This is a genomic window from Paenibacillus sp. GbtcB18 (genome assembly GCF_019091125.1).
Lineage (GTDB): Bacteria > Bacillota > Bacilli > Paenibacillales > NBRC-103111 > Paenibacillus_F > Paenibacillus_F chitinolyticus.
The window spans coordinates 857,360-879,621 of the sequence record NZ_JAGXJX010000001.1 but is presented as its reverse complement, the minus strand read 5'-3'; the positions used below and the strand labels follow the sequence as shown (position 1 = coordinate 879,621).

Annotated in this window: 17 protein-coding genes; 4 read left to right on the top strand and 13 right to left on the bottom strand. The window is 53.4% G+C overall.

Annotated elements, in window-relative coordinates; all coding sequences use genetic code 11:
• The first annotated feature begins 24 nt into the window (after positions 1 to 24).
• Positions 25 to 1,080: a Gfo/Idh/MocA family protein gene (locus KVT34_RS04010; RefSeq protein WP_217556795.1), complete on the top strand. Its 1,056-nt coding sequence runs from the start codon at positions 25 to 27 to the stop codon at positions 1,078 to 1,080.
• 34 nt (positions 1,081 to 1,114) lie between these two features.
• A complete protein-coding gene (locus KVT34_RS04005; RefSeq protein ID WP_217556794.1) occupies positions 1,115 to 2,314 on the top strand; it encodes an MFS transporter in 1,200 nt (399 codons plus the stop codon).
• 221 nt (positions 2,315 to 2,535) lie between these two features.
• Here the strand turns inward: KVT34_RS04005 and KVT34_RS04000 are convergent, their stop codons facing one another.
• Positions 2,536 to 4,251: an ABC transporter ATP-binding protein gene (locus KVT34_RS04000; protein WP_217556793.1), complete on the bottom strand. Its 1,716-nt coding sequence runs from the start codon at positions 4,249 to 4,251 to the stop codon at positions 2,536 to 2,538.
• 597 nt (positions 4,252 to 4,848) lie between these two features.
• Here KVT34_RS04000 and KVT34_RS03995 point away from each other — a divergent pair.
• The gene (locus KVT34_RS03995; RefSeq protein WP_217556792.1) at positions 4,849 to 6,195 is read left to right on the top strand and encodes a lytic polysaccharide monooxygenase; all 1,347 of its coding nucleotides are present in this window, start codon (positions 4,849 to 4,851) and stop codon (positions 6,193 to 6,195) included.
• Between the two features lie 264 nt (positions 6,196 to 6,459).
• Here the strand turns inward: KVT34_RS03995 and KVT34_RS03990 are convergent, their stop codons facing one another.
• The gene (locus KVT34_RS03990) at positions 6,460 to 7,344 is read right to left on the bottom strand and encodes a LysR family transcriptional regulator (protein WP_217556791.1); all 885 of its coding nucleotides are present in this window, start codon (positions 7,342 to 7,344) and stop codon (positions 6,460 to 6,462) included.
• Between the two features lie 140 nt (positions 7,345 to 7,484).
• Between KVT34_RS03990 and KVT34_RS03985 the strand changes: the two genes are divergently transcribed.
• The gene (locus tag KVT34_RS03985; RefSeq protein ID WP_217556790.1) at positions 7,485 to 8,492 is read left to right on the top strand and encodes a quinone oxidoreductase family protein; all 1,008 of its coding nucleotides are present in this window, start codon (positions 7,485 to 7,487) and stop codon (positions 8,490 to 8,492) included.
• Between the two features lie 309 nt (positions 8,493 to 8,801).
• On the opposite strand, the gene KVT34_RS03980 is transcribed toward KVT34_RS03985, so the two are convergent.
• From KVT34_RS03980 to KVT34_RS03930, 11 genes are all read right to left on the bottom strand, one after another.
• Positions 8,802 to 10,076, bottom strand: coding sequence for an alpha-L-fucosidase (locus tag KVT34_RS03980; protein ID WP_217556788.1), 1,275 nt, complete (start codon positions 10,074 to 10,076; stop codon positions 8,802 to 8,804).
• Between the two features lie 212 nt (positions 10,077 to 10,288).
• Positions 10,289 to 11,245: an ROK family protein gene (locus KVT34_RS03975; RefSeq protein ID WP_217556787.1), complete on the bottom strand. Its 957-nt coding sequence runs from the start codon at positions 11,243 to 11,245 to the stop codon at positions 10,289 to 10,291.
• 342 nt (positions 11,246 to 11,587) lie between these two features.
• Positions 11,588 to 12,280 carry a copper homeostasis protein CutC gene (locus KVT34_RS03970; protein ID WP_217556786.1) on the bottom strand — a complete coding sequence of 231 codons (693 nt, stop codon included), beginning with the start codon at positions 12,278 to 12,280 and terminating at the stop codon, positions 11,588 to 11,590.
• Positions 12,277 to 13,929 (bottom strand): leucyl aminopeptidase family protein, encoded by a 1,653-nt coding sequence (locus KVT34_RS03965; RefSeq protein WP_254634518.1) that lies wholly within the window; start codon positions 13,927 to 13,929, stop codon positions 12,277 to 12,279. Before KVT34_RS03965 ends, KVT34_RS03970 begins: the two co-directional genes overlap by 4 nt.
• 17 nt (positions 13,930 to 13,946) lie before the next feature.
• A complete protein-coding gene (locus tag KVT34_RS03960; protein WP_009673582.1) occupies positions 13,947 to 14,933 on the bottom strand; it encodes an ABC transporter ATP-binding protein in 987 nt (328 codons plus the stop codon).
• Positions 14,930 to 15,931 carry an ABC transporter ATP-binding protein gene (locus KVT34_RS03955; RefSeq protein ID WP_217556785.1) on the bottom strand — a complete coding sequence of 334 codons (1,002 nt, stop codon included), beginning with the start codon at positions 15,929 to 15,931 and terminating at the stop codon, positions 14,930 to 14,932. Before KVT34_RS03955 ends, KVT34_RS03960 begins: the two co-directional genes overlap by 4 nt.
• A gap of 14 nt (positions 15,932 to 15,945) precedes the next feature.
• The gene (locus tag KVT34_RS03950; protein WP_217556784.1) at positions 15,946 to 16,857 is read right to left on the bottom strand and encodes an ABC transporter permease; all 912 of its coding nucleotides are present in this window, start codon (positions 16,855 to 16,857) and stop codon (positions 15,946 to 15,948) included.
• A 12-nt stretch (positions 16,858 to 16,869) separates the two neighbouring features.
• Positions 16,870 to 17,796, bottom strand: coding sequence for an ABC transporter permease subunit (locus KVT34_RS03945; protein ID WP_217557257.1), 927 nt, complete (start codon positions 17,794 to 17,796; stop codon positions 16,870 to 16,872).
• 182 nt (positions 17,797 to 17,978) lie between these two features.
• The gene (locus KVT34_RS03940; protein ID WP_217556783.1) at positions 17,979 to 19,580 is read right to left on the bottom strand and encodes a glutathione ABC transporter substrate-binding protein; all 1,602 of its coding nucleotides are present in this window, start codon (positions 19,578 to 19,580) and stop codon (positions 17,979 to 17,981) included.
• Positions 19,581 to 19,652: 72 nt separating this feature from the next.
• Positions 19,653 to 20,669, bottom strand: coding sequence for an asparaginase (locus tag KVT34_RS03935; protein ID WP_217556782.1), 1,017 nt, complete (start codon positions 20,667 to 20,669; stop codon positions 19,653 to 19,655).
• 54 nt (positions 20,670 to 20,723) lie between these two features.
• Positions 20,724 to 21,881, bottom strand: a complete 1,158-nt coding sequence (locus KVT34_RS03930) for an ROK family transcriptional regulator (protein WP_217556781.1) — start codon at positions 21,879 to 21,881, stop codon at positions 20,724 to 20,726.
• Positions 21,882 to 22,262: the final 381 nt, after the last annotated feature.

The following is a 22,262-nucleotide window of genomic DNA, read 5'->3' as shown; positions in this document are numbered from 1 at the left end:
ACGGATAAGGGAGAGGAAATTAAGATGATCAAGATTGGTATTATCGGAGCCGGGAATATTGCCATGACGCATGCCAAAGCACTGTCGACAGTCAAAGAGGCCGTCTTGACAGGCGTACACGATATCCATCAGCCTGCAGGCGAACGATTCGCGTCCACCTTCGGAGGACAGGCCTTCGAAAGGTATGAGGACCTGTTGGATTCCTCGGATGGCATTATTGTCGCCTCCCCTAACTTCAAGCATAAGGATCATGCGCTGCAGGCCTTGGCCGCCGGCAAGCATGTCCTGTGCGAGAAGCCGATGGCCATCACTCTCGAGGAAGCCCAGGTGATGCGGGACTATACGGATAAAGCCCATGCCATCGCCATGATGGGATTCAATTACCGGTATTTGTCATTCGTCCATATCTTGATGGAGTTCATCCGCAACGGCGGACACGGCGGCATCATTTCGTTCAATATCTCCTTTAAGAAAGACAGCGCTCTGAGAAAAAAAGCCTTCACCTGGAGAGACAGCGAAGCCAGCAAACAGACTAGCGGCGCCCTGGGCGATCTCGGCATACACCTGATCGACATGATCTGGTATCTGTTCCGCTCGGAATTCCGGCCCGAATCGATCCGTGTCAAAATGGCTACCCATGTGAAGGAAAAAGAAAACAGAGAAGTCCAAGTCGACGACTATTCGGAGATTCTCGGACAGCTCCATAATCAGGTGTTCATTCATATGGTTACCTCTAAAAGCACAGTCCCCGAGGAATGCGGGTTCGGCATCGAAGTCATCGGACACCGAAAAAATTTCCATTATCACACCCGCAATCCGCTTAGCTATACCATCACGGAAGGAATCTCGTCCACAAGCTTCGATCTCCCTCCCGCCTTATTGACGGACCCGGCAGGCGAGTTTCACGGCTGGGCGGATTCATTCCGGATCGAGCAGATGGCATGGGTGGACGCCATTCTCCGCAAAAGCCGAATGGGTCTGCCGAGCTTTGCGGACGGGCACCGTTCTCAAGCTACGCTGAATCTGTTCTTCGAAACACACGCGAAGGATCTTTCAGGCGCGCTTGTGATGCAGGCCTAATCCCCTGATTGCCTTCGCAGATAGGAGGCCGACGATGCGAATCGTCCTTTGGATGGGCTGCGCCTTTTATTTTCTGGTTGGCGTCGTTCATGTGTTCATCGGCAGTTTGTCACCTCATTTTTATGCACGCTACGATATTGGGGCCCAGGAAATCTCCGTGATCCTGTCTGTGCAGTTTATCGGGTTTCTCATTGGTGTACTCTTCTCCCCCCTCCTATCCAAGAAAGTCGGCCCGTTCGTCGTCATTACGATCGGACTGGGTATGGTCGGGGCCGCCTTGGCGGGTTACCTGTGGATCGACAGATGGGAATTGCTCTCTTTGACAGGGTTCCTGATCGGATACGGGGCGGGAACGCTGGAGACGACTGTGGGAGCTTGGATCATAGCACAAGGAGAAAACGGCAAGGCAGGGATGGCGAAGCTGGAAGTATTCTTCGGCTTCGGAGCCCTGCTCTTCCCCATCCTTATCCATCTGCTGGCCGGCGAAGACGTGATTCCTTTGGTTCTCTACTCTCTGCTCAGTACAATTGTCGTGCTGCTGGCGGCTTGGGTGTCCTTGATTTCAATGCTCCGGTCGGAGCATCGGCTTCCGGAGCCCGAAGGAGTCGTAAGCGGGTCGGAAGAGATTTACCCCGGAAGCGGATTGATGCGGGAGGAAAAGCGAAGCTTGAGCCTGCTCATTCTGTTTGCCTTCGTTTATGCCGGGATCGAGACCAGCTATGCGAACTTTTTGCCTTCGCTGATGATTGTCGGCGGATTTGAAAGCTACAGCCTGATCGGAGTTTCCGTATTCTGGGCTTCGATGGTTATCGGACGAACCGTGCTTGCCTTTAAAGGGAAGAAGATTCCGCCTCTGCCGATGCTGCAAACTTCCGCTGTATGTCTGATTTTACTGCTAGGTGTGTTCCCCTTTCTTCATGACGCAATCCTGGTGCTGGGGGTCATTTCTCTAACGGGCATTGCGGCGTCTCCCCTCTTTCCGGTTGCGATTACATTTGCGGCCTCCGTGAGACAGGGATATGTAGATGAGGTGACAAGCTACTTTATCGCTGCCGCAAGCTTGGGAGGATCGCTTATTTCGCTCCTGGTCGGCTGGAGCCTGGCTTTGGAAGAGCTCTCGGTTACGCTGTTCCTATTTGCCGGACTGGCGCTGCTGCTTTGGTTCATTTCTTTCCGGCTGAGGGACGCGGGCAGCGGCATTTATAAACCTGCACACAAGAGCATGGACCGTTAAGGTTCATGCTCTTGCCCATGCCGAAAAGCCGACCCCAACGCTTTATAAGCCTGTCGGAAGCGTCAAAACGAGCCGTTCCCATGAAAAAAGCCGCTCAAAAAGCGGCTTTTTCTTGCTAGTACGATGCAGTTCCGTTCCCACTCTCGCCGGGCTTCTGTCCGGCTGTTTCATGTGGTGCCGTAAGGCTGCCCAAACTTTTCGCGTTGTTCGCACGGCCCGCGTCAGACGCCGAACTGCGCTTTGTGCAGGCCGCTGTAGATGCCTCCGGCGGCGACAAGCTCCCTGTGGGAGCCTTCCTCGACCACTCCGCGTTCCGTTACGACGATGATGCGGTCGGCGTTCTTGATCGTGGCGAGCCTGTGTGCGATAACAAGAGTCGTCCGCCCTTTCGACAGCTCGGTCAGCGATTGCTGAATCGCCAGCTCCGTGGCCGTATCCAGCGCCGAAGTCGCTTCGTCGAGAATGAGAATCGGCGGATTTTTCAAGAAGATTCTGGCGATCGCAAGACGCTGCTTCTGCCCGCCGGACAGCTTGACGCCCCTCTCGCCGATCATCGTTTCCATTCCGTCCGGCTGCTTCCGAATAAATTCTTCCAGCTGGGCCTGCCGTGCGGCTTCCCAAATTTCTTCCTCGCTCGCTCTCAGCTTGCCGTAAGCGATGTTTTGCCGGATGGTGCCTTCGAACAAGTACACATCCTGCTGCACAATTCCGATCTGGTTGCGCAAAGATTCCAGCGTCATATCCCGGACATCCATGCCGTCGATGCGGATAGCGCCGCTTTTGCAATCGTAAAACCGGGGAAGCAGACTGCAGATCGTCGTTTTTCCCGCGCCGGACGGCCCTACAAAGGCAATGGTTTCCCCGGCCCGGATGTTCAGGTTCAGCTTATCCAGAATGTTCTTCTGATCGTCGTATCCGAATGTAACCGAATCGAAGACGATGTCGCCCTTAAGCTTATCCACGCTTACCGCATCCTTGCCGTCCGCCACATCGGGCTCCGTATCGATGATCGAGATATACCTTTTAAACCCGGCAATGCCTTTCGGATAGCTTTCCAGCACGGCGTTGATTTTCTCGATCGGACGGAAAAACACGTTGGACAGGAGCAGGAACGCGACAAACTGGCCGTACGACAATTCGCCCTGGATGACGAAATAAGTTCCGCAAAGCATCACGAAAAGCGAAACGAAGCGCATCATCATGTAGCTGATCGACATGCTTTTCGCCATCAGCTTATAGGCAAGCAGTTTCGTCTGACGATACTGCTGGTTGGTTCCTTTGAACAAATTCTTTTCGTATTCTTCGTTCGCGAATGCCTGGACTACGCGGATTCCGCTGATGTTGTTTTCGACCCGGCTGTTAAATTCGGCCACGTTGCCGAACAGCCTTTCATACGTACGGGTCATTTTTTTGGTAAAATAGATGGCAAACCAGGCAAGCAGAGGAATGACAATAAACGTAAGCAGGGCCAGTTTCGTGTGGATCGAAAGCATGAGCAGGAAAGCTCCGACCAAGGTCATGATAGCGATGAAAACATCCTCCGGACCATGGTGGGCAATCTCCCCGATTTCGTTCAAATCGTTCGTAATCCGGGTCATAAGGTGACCGGTCTTATTGTTATCGAAAAACCGGAACGAGAGCTTCTGAATGTGATCGAACAGTTTCTTCCTCATATCCGTTTCGATGTTTACCCCGAGCATGTGGCCCCAGTACGTGACGACGTAATTGAGAACCATGTTCAGCAAGTAAATCGCCAGAAGAGCGATGCAAGCCCAGGTAATCAGGGACCAGTCCTGGCCCGGAAGAAGTTTGTCCAGAAACAAGTTCACCGCAAGCGGAAAGCCAAGCTCGAGCAGCCCGGCGATCACGGCACAGCCGAAATCCAGAATAAACAGTCCCCGGTAAGGACGATAATAGGCAAAAAAACGTTTAAGCAACTCTATCCCTCTTTCTCTATCTTTTATCCGTGATGCACACGCCTACTCATATTGTAGAGCAAACCCGTCGAACAACAAAGATAAAATTCCCTTAGAGCCAAACCTTCCCCCCGTTCCAATCCGGAAGCTATGAATAATTTTACTAAATCTATGAAAATAAGGGTTGTTAATATTTAGCATTGATAGTATGATACTGGTATAATATTTTCCGGATAAACGGCTCTGTCTTCTCATTCCCGGTTTTTTCAACCTCTATTTGTAAGCGCTTAAGTCTATTAAGCCGCGCCTCGATAATTGCCTGGTCAACCTGTTATTGCCCCCGGAATGCCGGTCAACTCTGCCTGCTCCGTTTTCTGCATCTCGCACGCTAACTTTTCCAAGTTCCCGGTTTCCGCCTATTCTCTATGTATATAAGCTCCCAGGAGTTTATATAAATCCACCTTCTTTAAGGAGGGATAGCCTAACGTTGCCCCGCAAAAATTTTCCGTTCTGCACATTGCGCAAGCACAGAAAGGAGATGATCCAGAACTGCCGCTGCCAGGATAATGACTTTTCGAGCCGTTCTCTTAGCATTCCCATTAAAAGGAGGCCAATTATATGTCAACTGTTCGTATCTCCCGCTCCATCACAACCCGGATTCTGTTTGCCGCCGGATTGTCGCTGATCCTTGCGTTCTGCATGCTTTTACTCGCGCAAAAAGCGTCTGCCCACGGCTATGTCGAGTCACCCGGCAGCCGGGCTTACCTCTGTAAGCAGGGAACCAACAAAGACTGCGGAGCCGTCGTTTACGAGCCTCAAAGCCTCGAATATCCGAAAGGCTTCCCGGCTGCCGGCCCTGCCGACGGTAAAATCGGTAGCGCAGGCGGAATTTTCCCGAAATTGGACGAGCAGTCCGCAACCCGCTGGAGCAAAGTGAACATCTCCGCCGGCACAAACACGTTCACGTGGAAGCTGACGGCCGCCCATGCGACGACAAGCTGGAAATATTACATCACCAAAGCCAACTGGGATCCGAATTCCGCACTCACAAGAAACTCTTTCGACCTGACGCCGTTCTGTTCCGTGAACTACGGCGGTAAACAGCCTCCGTTCTCTTACTCCGATACTTGTAATGTTCCGGCCAGAACAGGTTATCAAGTCATCCTGGCTGTCTGGGAAATCGCCGATACGGCGAATGCTTTCTACAACGTGATCGACGTTAATTTCGGCGGCAGCAATCCTTCCGACACAGTCGCTCCGACTGCGCCGTCCGGCGCAGCCGCGTCCAACGTGACGACTACGGGCGCTACTCTGACTTGGGGCGCGTCGACGGATAACGTCGGTGTAACCGGGTATCAGGTTTATAACGGTTCCACGCTCGTTACGACAACTAGCGGATCCGCCACCTCCTACAATGTAACCGGCCTTACTCCGAATACGGCTTACACCTTTACGGTAAAAGCCATCGATGCGGCCGGCAACACTTCTCCGGCCAGCAATCCGGTTACGTTCACGACGGGATCCGCTCCTGTCGATAACCAGGCGCCGACGGCACCTGCCGGCCTGACTGCCGGAACGGCAACCTCCTCGTCGGTTGCCTTGAGCTGGAATGCGGCCACCGATAACGTAGGCGTGACAGGCTACCGCATCTACAAGGGCACGACGCTTGCAGGCACGGTTTCGGGCTCGACGCTCACGTATACCGTGTCCGGCTTGACGCCAAGCACGGCTTATACGTTCACAGTGCGGGCGATTGATGCGGCCGGTAACGAATCCGCCAACAGCAATGCGGTGTCGGTAACGACAGCTTCCGGCCCGGCGGTTGCCGCTTGGGCGGTCAACACGGCTTACACTACAGGCACCCTCGTGACGTACAACGGCTCGACTTACGAGTGCCGTCAGCCGCACACCTCGATCGCAGGCTGGGAGCCTTCCAACGTTCCGGCGCTGTGGCAGCTTAAGTAAGCGGCTCGATCCTAAAAAACCGATTTCCGGATCTTTGCCGGAAATCGGTTTTTTGCTTGTCGAAGTGCGCGATCCGGCACCTGGACGGCTGCCTTGCCCTTTGTTATCTTCGGCGGAATAATCGTATCCGATCGTCCTGCCGAAGCATATGTGCATAACGGATGTGCGGGCGAACTTGCGCACCCGCAAAACGTCTGTCCGCTTCGCATGCGTTCGCTCCCAGTCCCGAACTCGCATTTCTCCCGGATCTGCTTCTGCGGGTGTTTACTCTCTCCCCCGCCTCTCTCTATCTGTCCCCTCACTCCGCAAAAAATCCAGAAACACCTTGAATGCTTCCGTTTTAAACAAATCCTTCCGGTAAATAAACACGACGTTGATTTCCCTGAATTCCTCCGGTATCGGATGCAGGTAAACCTCCCTGGCCTGAACGATTCTGCTGATCGACGAACGGGGAAGCAGCGAAACGCCAAGCCCCGCCGAGACACCACCGATGATAGCCTCTAGGGTACCAAACTCGATCATATGACGGGCCTCGACGCCTTCCTTAGCCAGCAGCCGCTCGACTCTGTCCCGGTGGGAGCAGCCCGAACCGAAAAACAGCAGAGGTTTCTTCAGCAGCTCGGCAAGATCCGTTTCTTTCGGCTCCGAAATCAACACCAGCTCTTCCTCGAACGCGGGTTGGCATTCAAGTTCCTCCTGTGAAACAGGTCCGTACACGAAGGCCCCATCCAGCTCGTAATCTTTGATTTTGCGGATAAGCCTGTGCGAATCGGAGGTGATCAGCGAAAGCTCGACGTCCGGATACAGACCGTGATACCGGGTGAGCAGCTGCGGCAGGTGGATGGCGGCCGTCGTTTCAAGTGAGCCCAGCCGGAGCGGGCCTTTCGGAATATCCGTCGCTTGGGCGGATTTCACGGCTTCTTCCAGCAGAACCACAATTTTATCGGCGTACCCAAGCAAATTTTGACCGGCCGCCGTCAGCTTCATCCCTTTGCTGGACCGATAGAACAGCTGCGTGCCCAGTTCCGTTTCGAGGAGCTGGATCCTGTTGGTCACATTGGACTGGACATAGTTGAGGATATGCGCCGCCTTGGTGATGCTTCCCTCCCGGGCCACCGTACGGAAAATTTTCAGATCACCGCTCTCCATCTGGACCTCCCTGACTTTCCATTATTGAAATCGATACCCTTGTTCATTTCTAATGATTTTACTTGATGATCGGCCCTGTGTAAAATTCAACATGTCAGAACTCGTTGATCCGACAAGATTTTAGACCGGAGGGATTTATTATGAAAGCTGTTCTGCATAGAGAAAAAAGCGGTGTCGACGGACTCGTCTATTCCGCAGCGGAAGACAAGCATCCAGGATTCGGGGAAGTTAAAGTCAAGCTAATCGCAGCGGGTCTCAATCATCGCGATTTGTTCGTTATAAATGACCGTAATGCCGGTGACAGACCGTTAATACCCGGCTCGGACGGAGCGGGGATTGTGACGGAAATCGGAGAAGGCGTCTCCCCCGGCCTTCTGAACCTAGAGGTCGCGCTGAATCCGACTTTAAATTGGAAAAAAACGGACTCGCTGCCGGAAGATCTTCAAATCATCGGAAGTCCCTCCGACGGGACTTTTGCCGATTTTATCATCGTGCCTGCAGAAAATGCCGTCGCTAAACCCTCTCACCTCACCTGGGAGGAAGCCGCCGTTCTCGGTTTGTCCGCGCTGACCGCTTACCGCGCGTTATTTACCCGGGGCGGCCTTAAGGCAGGCCAGCACGTCGTCATACCCGGTATCGGAGGAGGCGTCGCGACGATCGCGCTCCAGATGGCCAAGGCTGCCGGGGCCCGGGTCAGTGTCTCGTCCCGGAGCGAACACAAACTGGAGCTGGCCAGGCGTCTCGGGGCCGATTTCTGCTTTGAAAGCGGCGGAAGCTGGAAAGCCCTCTTCGAGGAAACGAAAGCGGATTTAGTACTGGACAGCATAGGTCCCGCTACCTTCCCCAACTATTTCGATATCCTTAAACCCGACGGGCGTATCGTCAGTTTCGGAGCCAGCTCGGGGGATTCCGTCGAACTGCCGCTGCGCGCCCTCTTTTTTCCCCAGCTCAGTGTGATCGGAACGTCCATGGGCAGCTCGGAAGAATTTCATGCGATGCTCCGATTTGTGGCGGAACACAACCTCAAACCTGTCGTACATAAAGTTTTTCCGATGCGCGACGCGGTAGAGGCATTCGCCTACATGAAGGAGGGCCGGCAGTTCGGCAATCTGGCCCTGATGTCAGGTGATAAAAAAGTCTGGAACTAATTTAGTTGATTTTGCTGAGTTTGCCTTGGCACGTGATAAGCACGAAAAAAAGAATGTAGGGAACCGATTTAGAACCATAGCAACACGGTTCTGCCATTTGTTTCGTCAAATCAGTGATTTTAAATTGACTTTTGAAATGCCATCGACATGCATCATCTCCAATACAATTTTGTGTATCCATAATTTGTGAAATCTAATAATTATAGCTCAATCAAGGAGGATGAAAAAAAGACACGGGATGACCTTCCGTGTCCTGCAATTCTGTTTAGCCCTATAGATTGTACTCTGTTAAAAGTTAAAGCCGCAGCCCTATCTCAGATGAAGTTCAATCACCGTATCGCTCTCATCAGGGAGCCTGGATCCGGCAATATTAATGAAGGCGCCGTTCTCAATGTCGGAGTATTCCAGCGCCATCCACGGAACTTCTACCTTAAGTTCGGTCCCATCCCGCAGCAGTCTGGCTTTCTTAATCTTGCCCTTCAACCCTTCGAAGTAAATTGGGCCTATCCCTCGGTCATATACATGGGCATACAGCCTGTTCCCGTTCTGGGTGTAGCGGCCCCACTCGGGCTTCGGCAAATCAGCCGCCTTACAGCCATAAATGCTGTCACCGTTCAGTCTCAGCCATTCCCCTACTTCGTCCAGCACCTCCAGTGTTTCCCGATTGATCTCGCCCTTCGCATCCGGGGCCACGTTAAGCAGCAAGTTCCCGTTCTTGCTGACGCATTCGACCAGGGTACGAATCACCTGCTTGGCTGACTTGTAGTTCTTGTCCGCAGCATGATAACCCCAGTTATCGTTAAGGGTGATACACGCTTCCCAAGGGACAACTTCCCCCTTCTCATCCACGATGCCACCAGGTGGAATGATCTGCTCCGGGGAGAAGAAATCCCCGGCATATTCCTCGGGTTCTGCCGCCCGGATATTACCGCCCAGGCGGTTATCAATGATGATATCCGGCTGGATGGAACGAATCATCCGAATCAGCTCGGTCGCTCTCCATTTCTCGCCGGTCATATCATCATAGGAGAAATCGAACCACATGATGTCAATCTTGCCGTAGTTTGTGAGCAATTCCTTCACCTGACCATGCATGTAGTCCAGATATCGGTCGAAGTCGATTGGCTTGTTCTTGGCCGCTTCATTGTCCCGATCCGGGTGCGCTTTGTCCCCATATCCCGGATAATCGTCATGATGCCAGTCGATGATCGAATAATACAGTCCGACCCTAATGCCCTCCTCGCGAAAAGCATCCACATACTCACGAACCAGGTCTCGTCCAGCCGGGGTGTTCGTCGCCTTGAAATCCGTCAGCTTGCTGTCGAACAGGCAGAAGCCGTCGTGATGCTTGGTCGTCAGCACCGCATACTTTTGTCCTGCAGCCTTGGCGGCCTTCGCCCATTTCTTCGGTTCATACCGGGATGCGTCGAACTCGTCAAAATACACTTGATACTGCTCATAACTCATCCGCTCGTTGCCTCGAATCCATTCTCCCCTGGCCGGAATGGAATATAATCCCCAGTGAATGAACATGCCGAACCGGTCTTGCAAAAACCACCGGGTCCTTTGCTCTCTTGTGCTCATGCGACAATCCCCCGTCTCCTTTGAAGTGATTCTAAATACACACAACGGCTGAAGAAATTACTCTGGATGCGGAACGTTCTTGCGATCGCTGTTGGCCCCAGATTTCTGGATTATACCGCTTAGCGGATGAAATCCCGGACAAGCTTCGCCTCTTCAGAATCGTTCCGATCTCCTCCGTTACTTAACATAAAGTTCATTAGTTCCCGCTTAAATCAAGTATGAAACAAAGCCGCGGCTCCGATCAGGCCGACGTCGTCCCGCAATCCCGCAGGCACGATCTCATACGTGCCACGGTATGGCTTCATGACCAGCTTCCCGGTCTCCGCCTTAAGCGCCGGGAACAGCAGGTCGCCTGCCTTGCTTACGCCGCCGCCGATTACAATCCGGTCGGGATTAAATGTATGAATCACGTTGGCCAAGCCCAGCGCCATGTAATGAACCGCCCGGTTCACCACTTGGGCGGCGATGGGGTCATCCTGACGATGAGCTTCGAACACATGCTTGGCCGAGACCTCTTCACCGCTTGCAGCAGCCAGTTGTCCAATCACGGACGGGCTGCTCAACATAAGTTGCAGCGCCGAGTCGCGGATGGCGGTTCCTGAAGCGTACATCTCCCAGCAGCCATTGTTCCCGCAGATGCATGCGGGCCCATCCGGCACAACAATGTTATGGCCCAGCTCCCCGGCAAAGGAAGTCGCGCCCATGAACAGCTTCCCGTCGAGGACGATGCCCGCACCGATGCCTGTACTGAACGTGATGTATACCATGTTCCCGGAGCCTTTTCCCGCACCCCGGACATACTCGCCCCATGCCGCTGCGTTCGCGTCATTAACAACCTCCACCTCGACGCCAAGTGCGTCTCCCATCCACTTTTTCAGAGGAATGTTGTTCCATTCCGGCAGGTTCGTGCCCTGAAGCACGATACCGTCCTTACTGTTCACGGTTCCAGGCGAGGCCAGACCTACGCCGCATACCGGGTGTCCCATGGACACGGAATGAATCATCTCCACCATACGCTGCACGACTTCTTCCGCTGTGCGGGCGTTCGCCGTCTCCATGCGTTCACGGTTCAATATCTCACCGTCAGCATTAAAGAGAGCCGCGGCAATCTTTGTTCCACCAAGGTCAATTCCCACTACATATTTGTCTGTGTTCTGCAAATCAATCACCTATTTTCAGATCTGTATGGATGGGACATAAGACAACGTTCGCTCTATATTTCATGCATTTCTTCCCCGCTTTACCCGCTGCCTTGGTTGACTCATGTGCTGTTGAAGCTTTCAGCTTGCTTCATCTGCTTGCCGTTGCTTCATGCAGATTTAGGAATTTCGCACGGACAGTGCTTACAGTTTGCAATACCAAAGCTTGCTGTCCCCCTCCTGGAAATTACGATCTGCTTCATCAGCACTTACAATCATCAACGTAATTACCAGCGCAATCAGCCGGTTCGTCCCATTCTCAGTTGCCTTCCCTGTTCTTGCATGCAGTACCTGCGCAGTTCCAGATCAAGATCAGGCATACTGACCAAGGCTGTCAGCCAATGCCCGCAGCTGTACCGGATCAATCGGTGCAAGACCGGAACGTTCGTAACGGACTGCGGAGCCGAAATGAACTTCTGTAACTCCCGTCTGTTCGATGAAAGACCCGGCCGCTTCCGGAGTCAGGCCGTTCCCGGCAAGAATTCGAAGCGAGCGACCTTCGGTGGCCTCAACAAGTCTGCGAATAGCAGGCATCGCCTCGGTTGCGGGCTTCAGTCCGCCCGAGGTCAGCACCCGGGTAATTTGCGGGTAACGCATTAGCGTCTGCAAGCCTGCAAGCTGGTCCTTCAGTTCATCAAAAGCCCGGTGGAAGGTGATCTGCATCCCGTCCGCCCAGGGAAGCAGATCCCCCAGCGCGTTTTCATCAATCAGCCCTTCCGCCGTGAGTGCACCGATTACAATGCCTGCGGCACCTGCCGTGTTAATGGCCTGGATCTCGGCTATCATCGTCTCCAGATCAAGCTTGCTGTACACAAAGCTGCGACTGTGCGGCCGGACCATCACATGGACCGGAATCCGCACAGCCCTTACAACCTGGCGGATCAATCCGATGCCCGGCGTCAACCCGCCTTCGGTAACGGCCGTAATCAGCTCCAGCCGATTTGCCCCATTTTCTTCAGCCCTTAACGCATCGTCAATACAGGTAGCGATGACTTCCAGAATCATAACGAATCCTCCTGTTTCCGGGATTCATTTACGGATACTTCCCCTGATACCAACCCTGCCGCATTCCTTGCTTCATTCCTTGATGTATTCTCTGACACATCCTCGGATACGTCCTCTGTTGCATTCCTTGCTCCATTCCCTGGTGCCTTTCCCGCGTCACACTTCCGGGCATAATTCACCGCATAATCAGCCAGCAGTCTCGCGCCATACCCTGTCGCTCCCGCCTCTGCGTAACCGACATCCTGCTTGTGCTGTACCGTGCCGGCCATATCAATATGGACCCAGTTCATGGATTTGTCGACGAACCGCCGAATAAATAACGCTGCTGTGATGGCGCCAGCCAGCGTAGAGGTACCCACGTTACGCAGGTCGGCATAATTACTTCTCAGCTCGGATTCATAATCATCCATAAGCGGCATCGGCCACAGCCGCTCGCCATTATGCTCGCCAATCCGGGCCAGCTCGCGCGTCATATCGGCATCGCCCCATATGCCGGCGATCCCGAGTCCCAGCGCATCTCCGACATTGCCCGTTAGCGTGGCAATGTCGATCACCTGCGCTGCGCCAAGCCCGGCCGCATGGATCAGCGCGTCTGCCAGCACGAGCCGGCCTTCTCCATCCGTATTTGCAATTTGAACGGTCAAGCCGTTCGGATAAGCAATCACGGATGAAGGCAGCGTGGCGCGGGCATCCGGCAGGTTATCGGCCACGGCGATCAGGGCCGTGACCCGGACCTTGGCCTGCTGCCGGACCAGAATGTCCAGCGCGCCGATAACTGCGGCCGCTCCGCCCATATCCATCCGGGCATCGCTGATGTCCCGGCCCGTTTTCGCGTTCATGCCGCCCATATCGAAGGTGATGGCTTTGCCGACCAAGGCCAGCATCGGGGCATCCGGGCAGGCTTCGTACCTCAGCTCGATTAGCGCCGGAGCATGCTTGCTCCCGGCACCCACTGCCAGCAGGCCGTTCATGCCGCGCTCAGTTAGCTCCTGCCCCCGGTAGACATAAATATTTACCGGCCTGTCTTTGAAGAGATCCCGCGTCCATTCCACAAAAGCATCCGGGTTCAACGTACCCGGCGTCTCATTCACCCAGTCCCGGGTCAGATTTGTCGCCTCCGCCCGGTGCATGGCCGTCTGAATGACCGAATTCAGCCCGGCCGCGGACAGTTCAGGCCAATCTGCAGACCGCAGATTCAACTTCACACTGCCGCTTATTTTCGTGACATTTCTATATTTATCGAACCGGTATAATCCAAGCAGCCAGCCCTCCATCCAGGCCTGCAGCCACGCGGCCGCGGACTCTATGCTCTCACGGCCTCCAACTCCAACTCCAACTCCAATTGCTGTGCCCGGATGTCTGAGCAGCGTTGCGCTGCCCCGCCCTTCCTGCAGCAGAGTCCGTGCCGCGGCGCCCCCGGCGCGGCGTACCCGTTCCAGCGTCACGGCACAACGCTCCCCCATTCCGGCGGCGAGCACATCCGCTTCACCTGCAGAACGGGCGTACAGCCAGGTCATGGTGCCCTGCCGCTTGCGCGCTTCATTCAGCGCATAGGGAAACGATTCCCCCGCATATACCGGATGAATGAGAACATCCGCCAGTTCAGTCATATCTAGTGTAATGTGCATGGCGATCCTTTCCTTAGGCATTGTAATAAGCCGCCTAATCAGGCTTCATTATAGAGATGGCAGGCGACCTGATGTCCGGGTTCCACTTCCCGGAATACCGGCTCCTGCTGCCTGCAAATATCCATGCAGGCCGGGCAGCGGTTATGGAACCGGCAGCCGGAAGGCGGATCAACCGGACTCGGCAAGTCCCCTTTTAGAATAATGCGCTCCCGCTTCTGATTCGGATCTGGAACCGGCACGGATGACAGCAGCGCCTGCGTATAAGGATGAAGCGGCCGGTCATAGAGCGTGTCTTTGTCCGCCGTCTCCACCAGCGTACCCAGATACATCACACCGATACGGTCGCTAATATGCTCAACCACACTAAGATCGTGGGAAATGAACAGATAAGTCAGGCCGTACTCCTCTTGAAGATCCTGCATCAGATTCAGCACCTGGGACTGGATAGATACATCCAGCGCCGAGACCGGTTCATCCGCCACAATCAGGCTCGGACGTACGGACAGCGCCCGGGCAATCCCGATCCGCTGCCGCTGGCCACCGCTGAACTCATGTGCATAGCGCTCGGCATGAATGCTGCTGAGGCCTACTGTCTCCAGCAGTTCCCGGGCCAGCTTATCCCGTTCCTTCACGCTGAGCTTCGTATGGATCAGCAGCGGTTCAGCCACAAGTTCCTTCACTTTCATCCGCGGATTGAGCGATGCGTATGGATCTTGAAAGACCATCTGCATATCTTTGCGCATTGGACGCATCTGGTTGTCGGAGAGGTTGCTGATATTCTGTCCGTTGAACCATACTTCACCGCTTGTTGGCTTCAGCAGCCGATTCACAAGCCGCCCGGTCGTAGACTTCCCGCAGCCGCTCTCCCCGACCAGACTGAACGTCTCCCCTTTGCGTATAGCAAAGGACAGACCATCCACTGCGCGCAAGTATTTAGCCGCGCCGAACCAGCCCTTTTTCACGGCAAAAGATTTGCGTAACCCCTTTACCTCAACCAGCGGAGTCTCTGTATGTGACTGTATCATTGGTTGTCTCCCCCTTCCGGTGTATCCATCTGCGTCAACCAGCAGCGGCTTTTGCGCTGCTCCTGTCCTTCCACAAGCAGAAGCTCCGGTTCCTGAAGGCACCGCTCCATCGCATACGCACATCGCGGCATGAATTTGCAGCCTGGAGGCATCGCACTTAAGTCAGGCACATTGCCCTGAATGGATTCCAGACGGCGAACCTTCTGGCGCAGCTTGGGAACGGATTGGATCAAGCCTTTGGTGTACGGATGCTGGGGATTTGCGAATAACTCCTGAACCGGTGCCTCTTCCACAACCCGTCCCGCATACATAACAACCACCCGGTCACACATTTCCGCCACAACACCGAGATCGTGTGTAATCAAAAGCATGCCCATCTCCTGTTCTTCCTTCAATCGCTTCATCAGGTCAAGAATCTGCGCCTGGATGGTCACATCAAGTGCCGTTGTCGGCTCATCGGCAATAAGCAGCTTCGGGCCGCACGACATGGCCATCGCAATCATCACGCGCTGCCTCATTCCGCCGGACAGCTGATGCGGATACTCATCGGCCACGTCTTCCGCCCGGGGAATCCCGACCAGCTTCAGCGTATGAACGGCATGCTCCCTCGCACGCTTCCGGTTGTAGCCAAGATGCAGCATGATCGGCTCTTCCAACTGCCGTCCGATTCGCAGCACCGGGTTCAGGGAGGTCATCGGCTCCTGGAAGATCATCGCCAGTTCATTGCCACGGAACTTCCGCATCTCCTTCTCTTGAATCTGAGTCAGGTCGGTGCCTTCGAACCGGACTGCCCCGCCAGCGATCCTTCCCGGTGTATCTTTGAGCAGGCGCATAATCGACAGGGAAGTCACACTTTTGCCGCAGCCGCTCTCACCGACCAGCCCCAGCACTTCACCTCTATTGATGTGAAAATCAATGCCGGACACAGCCATTACGCTTCCGCCATCCCGTCTGAACTCCGTCTTCAATCCTTCCACTTCAAGCAATCGAGTCGTCACGGCCCTGTCCCCCTTTAATTTTTCGTCTTGGGATCGAGCGCATCACGCAGGCCGTCCCCAACCAGGTTGAATGCAAGCACAGCCAGGAAGATCGCTATCCCGGGAAAATACACGATGTGCGGAGCGATGCTCAAATAGTCGCGTCCCATGCTCAGCATCGCGCCCCAGTCCGGTTCGGTCGGCTTCGCCCCCATACCCAGGAAGCTCAAGGAGGATGCCGCCAGAATCGCACCGCCGATCTTCATCGTTACGTTCACGATCACACTCGGCACGGTCTGCGGAAAAATATGCTTCCAAACAATGCGCACGTTCTTCGCGCCCATCGAGCGGGCTGCTTCCACAAATAAAGTTTCTTTGGCGCTTAAGGTGACACTACGGATAATCCGCGCAAATGACGGCGTGCCGAACACGGCAACGGCAATGACCACATTGGACAGTCCCGGGCCCAGAATCGCCACAATCCCGATAGCCAGCAGCAGATCGGGAAAGGAGAACAGCACATCGCTGCCCCGCATGATGAGCCGGTCGAGCCAGCCTCCGTAATATCCGCTGAGCAATCCAAGCACGGTACCCAGCACAGCCGCAATCAGCACGGAACTCAAGCTGACCGCCAAGGTCAACCTTGTTCCGTCAAGCAGACGGCTTAAGATATCCCTGCCGTATTCATCGGTTCCGGCCCAGTGCGCGGCCGATGGACCTGTCATGAGCGCATCATAATCCGGCGCGTTCGGATCATAAGGTGTAAGATGCGGACCGAAGATCGCTATAATTGCCAGAAAAATAATAAAAATGCCTGCTGCAAGCGACGCTCTCTGCTTGCAGAACTTGCTGAAGAACTCCGCTGCACGGCCTTTGGTCGGCTTCGTCACCAGGGTCACAGCCGCTCCTGAGGAGTCGGCTCCCATCACCGTTGTATTGTTGTCCATCCTGTTCCCCTCCTAGCTAGACGCATACCTGATTTTCGGGTTCAGCACACCGTACAGCATATCAACGATAAGATTAATAAGTATGAATTGGGTCGCAAACAGCAGTAGCAGCGCTTGAATCACGGTATAATCCCGAAAAGAAATCGAATCCACAAGCAGCCTTCCAAGACCCGGAATACTGAATACCGTCTCCACCATCACGGAGCCGCCCAACAGGAACCCGAATTGCAGACCCGCCACAGTGACAACCTGAATCAGCGAGTTGCGCAGCGCATGCCGTCCAACCACGGTGAACTCTCTAAGCCCTTTCGAACGTCCCGTCCGGATATAATCTTCCCGCATCGTCTCCAGCATGGATGAGCGGGAGAACCGGGCAAGCATGGACATAATTCCCGCTCCAAGTGTGAGGGAAGGCAGGATATAGGACTTCCAGGAATCCACTCCGCCGGTAGGGAACCAGCCGAGCTGTACCGAGAAGATCTGAATCAGCACTAGCCCCAGCCAAAAGCCCGGGATCGAGATGCCTGAAATTGCGGTCAGCATGCCCACGTAATCCGGCCACCGGTTGCGGTTAACCGCAGAGATCGTACCGATCAGCAGACCGATGATTAATGCCCAACCCAAGCTCAAAAACGTTAAAATAAGGGTTGGCGTCAATCTGCTCATCAGCATGTCGGATACCGGCAGGCCGGACCGTAGAGAACTGCCCAGATCGCCATGCAGCAGCCTGCCCATATAATTGAAATATTGCTGCCATAGCGGCAGATCCAGCCCGAGTTGTGCCCGTATGCCGTTAATCTCCTCCAGCGTGGCTTCCTTGCCCGCGACAAGCCGGGCCGGATCGCCGGGAATTAAGTGTATGAACATGAAAACCAGCACCGATACGACAAACAGCAGCGGAATGACTCCAAGTAGTCTTTGTAGCGCGTATCTTCCCATCATGTGAGCCCCCTTCATCGAACAAGTACATAAGAGGGGCCGCTCCTCAGCTACAGACAGAAACGGCCCCTTGTTTTGCATCAACAACCCCAAGCTATTGCTTGCTTAGTGCTTCTAGCTTCTTACTTTCTGCTTCTTGCTCCCTGCTCGTATCCCCTGACTTGTTCGTCCTTAAGTAACGATTACTTCACTTCCGCATCACGAACGGTGATGGATCCGTCCGGTAATACTTTTACGCCGCTCAGGCTGGCTCTCTTGCCTGAAATCACCTGATCCACACCCATGAAGGCCCATGGGGCATCAGCCCAGATTGTTTTTTGAATATCGGCATAAATGGATTTCGCTTTCTCTGGATCGGTCGCCTTGTTGGCATCGGCAATCCATTGATCCACGTTCGGATTCTTATAGTACGCCGTATTGGCTCCTGCCGGAGGGAACATTTCGCTGCTGAACAGACCTCTTGTAGCGCCGTCTGCGTCACCGGAAGACGGGGACCAGCTTACATACCACATTTGGATCTTGGCCTGCTCTGGTGTAGCAGCGGAGTTAATCTGCTGAGACAAGGTACCGCCTTCCATCGACTTCACATCCAGCTTGATGCCAACAAGAGCCAGTTGCTGCTGAATGAACTGCATGCCTTTCATTGTCTCGGAATCATTCTCGCCCCAAATCTCGGCCGTGAAACCATCAGGATAACCGGCTTCTGCAAGCAGGCTCTTTGCTTTCTCCACATTGTAGTCGTAACCGCTCTGTTTGGAGTAGTATTGCGTCTTGGATGACATGGTAGAATCCAGCTTCACACCCAGACCGGATTTGACGACTTTAATGTAAGCTTCTTTGTTAATCGCATAGTTAATCGCTTGACGAACCTTCACATCATCAAACGGCTTCTTCATCGTGTTGAGTGTGACGTAACGGACAATTGTGGAATCCGTTTTATCTACCACAATATTGCTGTCCCCCTCTACTTGGGAGACTTGTTCAGTTGGCATCGGATAGATGAAATCCGCTTCCCCTGTCTTCAGCATCGCAATCCGGGAACCGTTCTCCGGTACCGGCTTGAAGGTGATGCTCTCCACCTTCGGCAGATCCTTTTGCCAGTAATCCGGGTTCTTCACCACCACAAGGCGGTCACCCTGCACCCATTCCTTAAATTTGAAAGGACCTGTACCTACCGGATTTTTACCGATATTCTCGCCATGCTCCTTCAGTGCTTTAGGGCTTACGATCAGGGCCATCGCCACTTTGTTCAGGAAGGCGTTATACGGTTCGCTTAAGGTGATGACTACGGTTTTGGCATCCGGTGCCTCAACTTTGCTGACTTTGGCGAAGCTCTTGCGCATCTTCAGATTGTTCTTCTCATCACGGATGCGGTCCAGATTCACCTTAACTGCTTCGGCGTTGAAGTCCGTACCGTCGTGGAATTTGATGTTCTGCTTCAATGTAAACGTGTATACCAGACCGTCATCACTAATTTTGTAGGAGTCGGCCAGCACTGGAACGACTTTCATGTTCTCGTCGAAGCCCATCAGGCCTTCAACCATGGTTCTTGCTCCGGTAATCGAATGAGTATCGCTCGTGTTGTGAGGGTCCAGTGTAATAAAGTTGGCATTAATGGCAATAACAACATCTTTTTTGTTTTTGGATACGGTCTTAGTACCTTCACTCTTGCCCGTATTCGCACTTTCCTTGCCAGTCTCCGTATTGCCTCCGCAGCCTGCGGCAACTACCGCGAAGATCAGAAGCAGCATTAGTGTGGACCACATTTTTCCTTGAACCTTCATTCGTCTCACTCCTCAAAAGTAGTTAATATAGAATCGCTCCATGTCCGGTATGCTTACTTGCAGGATTGGAGGTTATTCCCTGGATGAAGGCTTCAGTTCAAACACCGCCCGGCGCTCTCCCACTTCCGTTCCCCCATCATTGACGATGGAATTCGGTACAAGCTTGTATAAGCGGTTAATTGTCTCTTGATTGCTGTATCCGAGGCGCTCGAGGATCGAAGCGATAATGCATGGCCACACCTGTTCGGAACCGTCGGACACCTTAAGGGAGATTCCGAGTCTTTCGTTTCTCAGCCCGATGCCGTACACACCCTTTGCGCCGCCTTTGGCCGACAGGTTCGAGTCCTTGAGCAACTCCGAGCAGACGAACCGGGTATCCGCGATCATATCGGGGTACTCATTCATCAGCCGGGCGATCCGGGCCGCCGCCTCCCGTGTCTCCTTATCTTCAATGAGGTCCGGACAGGCCAGCTTCAGGAAGGAATAGGCGATCTTGTGCAGCGGTAGTGCAAAGATCGGCAGTCCGCAGCCGTCAATCCCTTGCGGGATCGAAGCTTCGGGAACCTCTGCAATATAAGCAAGGGTCTCCACAATCTCCTTCTGAACAGGATGCTCAGGTTCGTAATACGTCCGCTCATCCCAGCCCATATGCTTGCTCAGCGCAATAAGTCCAATATGCTTGCCCGAGCAGTTATGGAAGATTCTCCGCTTAGGTTCGCGGTCCCGGTGGCGCTCGGCCTTCGCATCTTCATTGAGCGGATACGACTCACAGCAGTGCAGCCCTTCCTCCTTGATGCCTGTCTTCAGAAGCATGGATTCCAGCGCATCAATATGAAAGCGCTCTCCACGATGAGATGCAGAAAACAGAGCCGCCTCCTGTCCGGTGAGTCCGTACACCTCGTCAACTTTTCTTTTCATAACCGGAAGCGCCTGGAACGGCTTGGCAGCCGACCTTAGAAACGTGAGATGTTCAGGGTCACCTGCCGAATAGAGGATTCGGCTCTTCTCATCCACGATGCTGACCGCTCCGTAATGCACGTTCTCCAGCACACCGCCGCGGTACTCCTCAACTAATGGTGTAAATCTCATCGTTGTCCCCTCCTTAATGTCCAATCCTGCACTCCCCTGCTTAACTCTTCTGACTTATTCCAATGCAAAAAAACAGTTTTGCGAAATCAATCCCGAGCCGATGACCACGCCCTGCTCATGCAGTTCAGACTTCAGAATCCGGAAGGCACCCCTGAGGGGCTCCCACACATATTTCGAATAACACAGGTCGACCACCTCATCGAAGATCTCCGGGAATTTGTCGGTTAGTTCCCCGCTAAGGATGACACTGTCCGGGTTGTACATGCAGACCACATTGTTAATGGTGATCGCCATGTACATCAACGCGCGTTCGATCAGATGCAATGCCCAGCGTTCCCCTGCCTTCTTGGCTTCAAAAAGGTCCTCGATCGAGCGGACCGGCCGGATCTTGTTTGCTTCCGACAGCAATGATTTGATATTGATGTAAGTCTGAAGGCAGCCCGCCTTCCCGCAGTCGCACAGCATGCCGTTCGGATCAATCGTCGTATGGCCGATTTCACCGGCGCTGTTCGTCCTGCCCCGGTAGATCTCCCCATCCATGATGAACGCCGAACCTACTCCATTCCCGAAACCAAGCAGGACAGTCCGCTGTGAGCCGATCGCCGCGCCCTTCATATGCTCGGCCAGGGCCTTGGCCTTGAGCTCGTTGTCCACCGCCACATCATAACCCGTGATTTCTTTAAGCCGTTCAGCAAGCCGGACATTTCTCCAACCGAGCTGTACGGAGAACATAACTTCTCCCGTGTCATTATCTATAATCCCGGGAAGGCCTACACCAACTCCGATGATCCGCTCACAGTCGATCTCATTGGATTTCGTAAGCTGGTCAATCTCTGTTCCAACGCGTTCCAGCGTAACTTCGGGACTCTCTTCCACTGACCGCGGATATTGGCTCATGGCTACAGCATTTCCCTGCAAATCCACAATGCCGATATTCACTTGATGGCGGTCCAGCTCAACGCCTACCGAAAGCACGGCGGCATCTACCATTTCAAGCAGCGTGGACTTCCTGCCGAGCCCGGCAGAGACCTGTTCGGACTCCAGCAGATACCCTTCCTCTGCAAGCTCCGCCACAATGCGGCTTACCGTAGTTGGGCTCATACCGGTCTGCTTGGCAATGGAAGCCCGGGAGATGGGCTGCTGGTGCTTAATGATCTCAAACACCGTCAGCCGATTCTGGCGTTTCATAAAATCCTGGTCATGTTTTTTCACTATTCATTCTCCATTATTTTTACCAATGAATTAATTAATGAGGGTTTTTACTGTAAAATGATGTTTTTGACGAATATTTAACGAAAATTCCATCTTTTTTTCTTTATATTCTCCAGTGATATTTATAATAATAGTCATAGCCTTATACTGTGTCAATATAAATAACATGATTTATAAATAAAATTTTTAAAGGAAAATGTAAGCGATTAAATTTAACTGGAATTTTATTTTCATAACCAGAATGATTGCTAATCCGCATATACATGACATAAATCTGACATAGATAACTTTTTTTAGGCTTAATAAACGCAAGTGACTAGAATACACACGGTCAATTGAACCTTGAATTTCAATAGATTTTAGCTGGATGTGTAAGGAGAT

What these genes read in the sequence shown, in the direction of transcription:
- KVT34_RS04010 (WP_217556795.1), top strand. Translation starts at nt 25, where the DNA reads ATGATCAAGATTGGTATTATCGGAGCCGGGAATATTGCCATGACGCAT.
- KVT34_RS04005 (WP_217556794.1), top strand. Translation starts at nt 1,115, where the DNA reads ATGCGAATCGTCCTTTGGATGGGCTGCGCCTTTTATTTTCTGGTTGGC.
- KVT34_RS03995 (WP_217556792.1), top strand. Translation starts at nt 4,849, where the DNA reads ATGTCAACTGTTCGTATCTCCCGCTCCATCACAACCCGGATTCTGTTT.
- KVT34_RS03990 (WP_217556791.1), bottom strand. Translation starts at nt 7,344, where the DNA reads ATGGAGAGCGGTGATCTGAAAATTTTCCGTACGGTGGCCCGGGAGGGA.
- KVT34_RS03985 (WP_217556790.1), top strand. Translation starts at nt 7,485, where the DNA reads ATGAAAGCTGTTCTGCATAGAGAAAAAAGCGGTGTCGACGGACTCGTC.
- KVT34_RS03980 (WP_217556788.1), bottom strand. Translation starts at nt 10,076, where the DNA reads ATGAGCACAAGAGAGCAAAGGACCCGGTGGTTTTTGCAAGACCGGTTC.
- KVT34_RS03970 (WP_217556786.1), bottom strand. Translation starts at nt 12,280, where the DNA reads ATGATTCTGGAAGTCATCGCTACCTGTATTGACGATGCGTTAAGGGCT.
- KVT34_RS03965 (WP_254634518.1), bottom strand. Translation starts at nt 13,929, where the DNA reads ATGCCTAAGGAAAGGATCGCCATGCACATTACACTAGATATGACTGAA.
- KVT34_RS03960 (WP_009673582.1), bottom strand. Translation starts at nt 14,933, where the DNA reads ATGATACAGTCACATACAGAGACTCCGCTGGTTGAGGTAAAGGGGTTA.
- KVT34_RS03950 (WP_217556784.1), bottom strand. Translation starts at nt 16,857, where the DNA reads ATGGACAACAATACAACGGTGATGGGAGCCGACTCCTCAGGAGCGGCT.
- KVT34_RS03945 (WP_217557257.1), bottom strand. Translation starts at nt 17,796, where the DNA reads ATGGGAAGATACGCGCTACAAAGACTACTTGGAGTCATTCCGCTGCTG.
- KVT34_RS03940 (WP_217556783.1), bottom strand. Translation starts at nt 19,580, where the DNA reads ATGAAGGTTCAAGGAAAAATGTGGTCCACACTAATGCTGCTTCTGATC.
- KVT34_RS03935 (WP_217556782.1), bottom strand. Translation starts at nt 20,669, where the DNA reads ATGAGATTTACACCATTAGTTGAGGAGTACCGCGGCGGTGTGCTGGAG.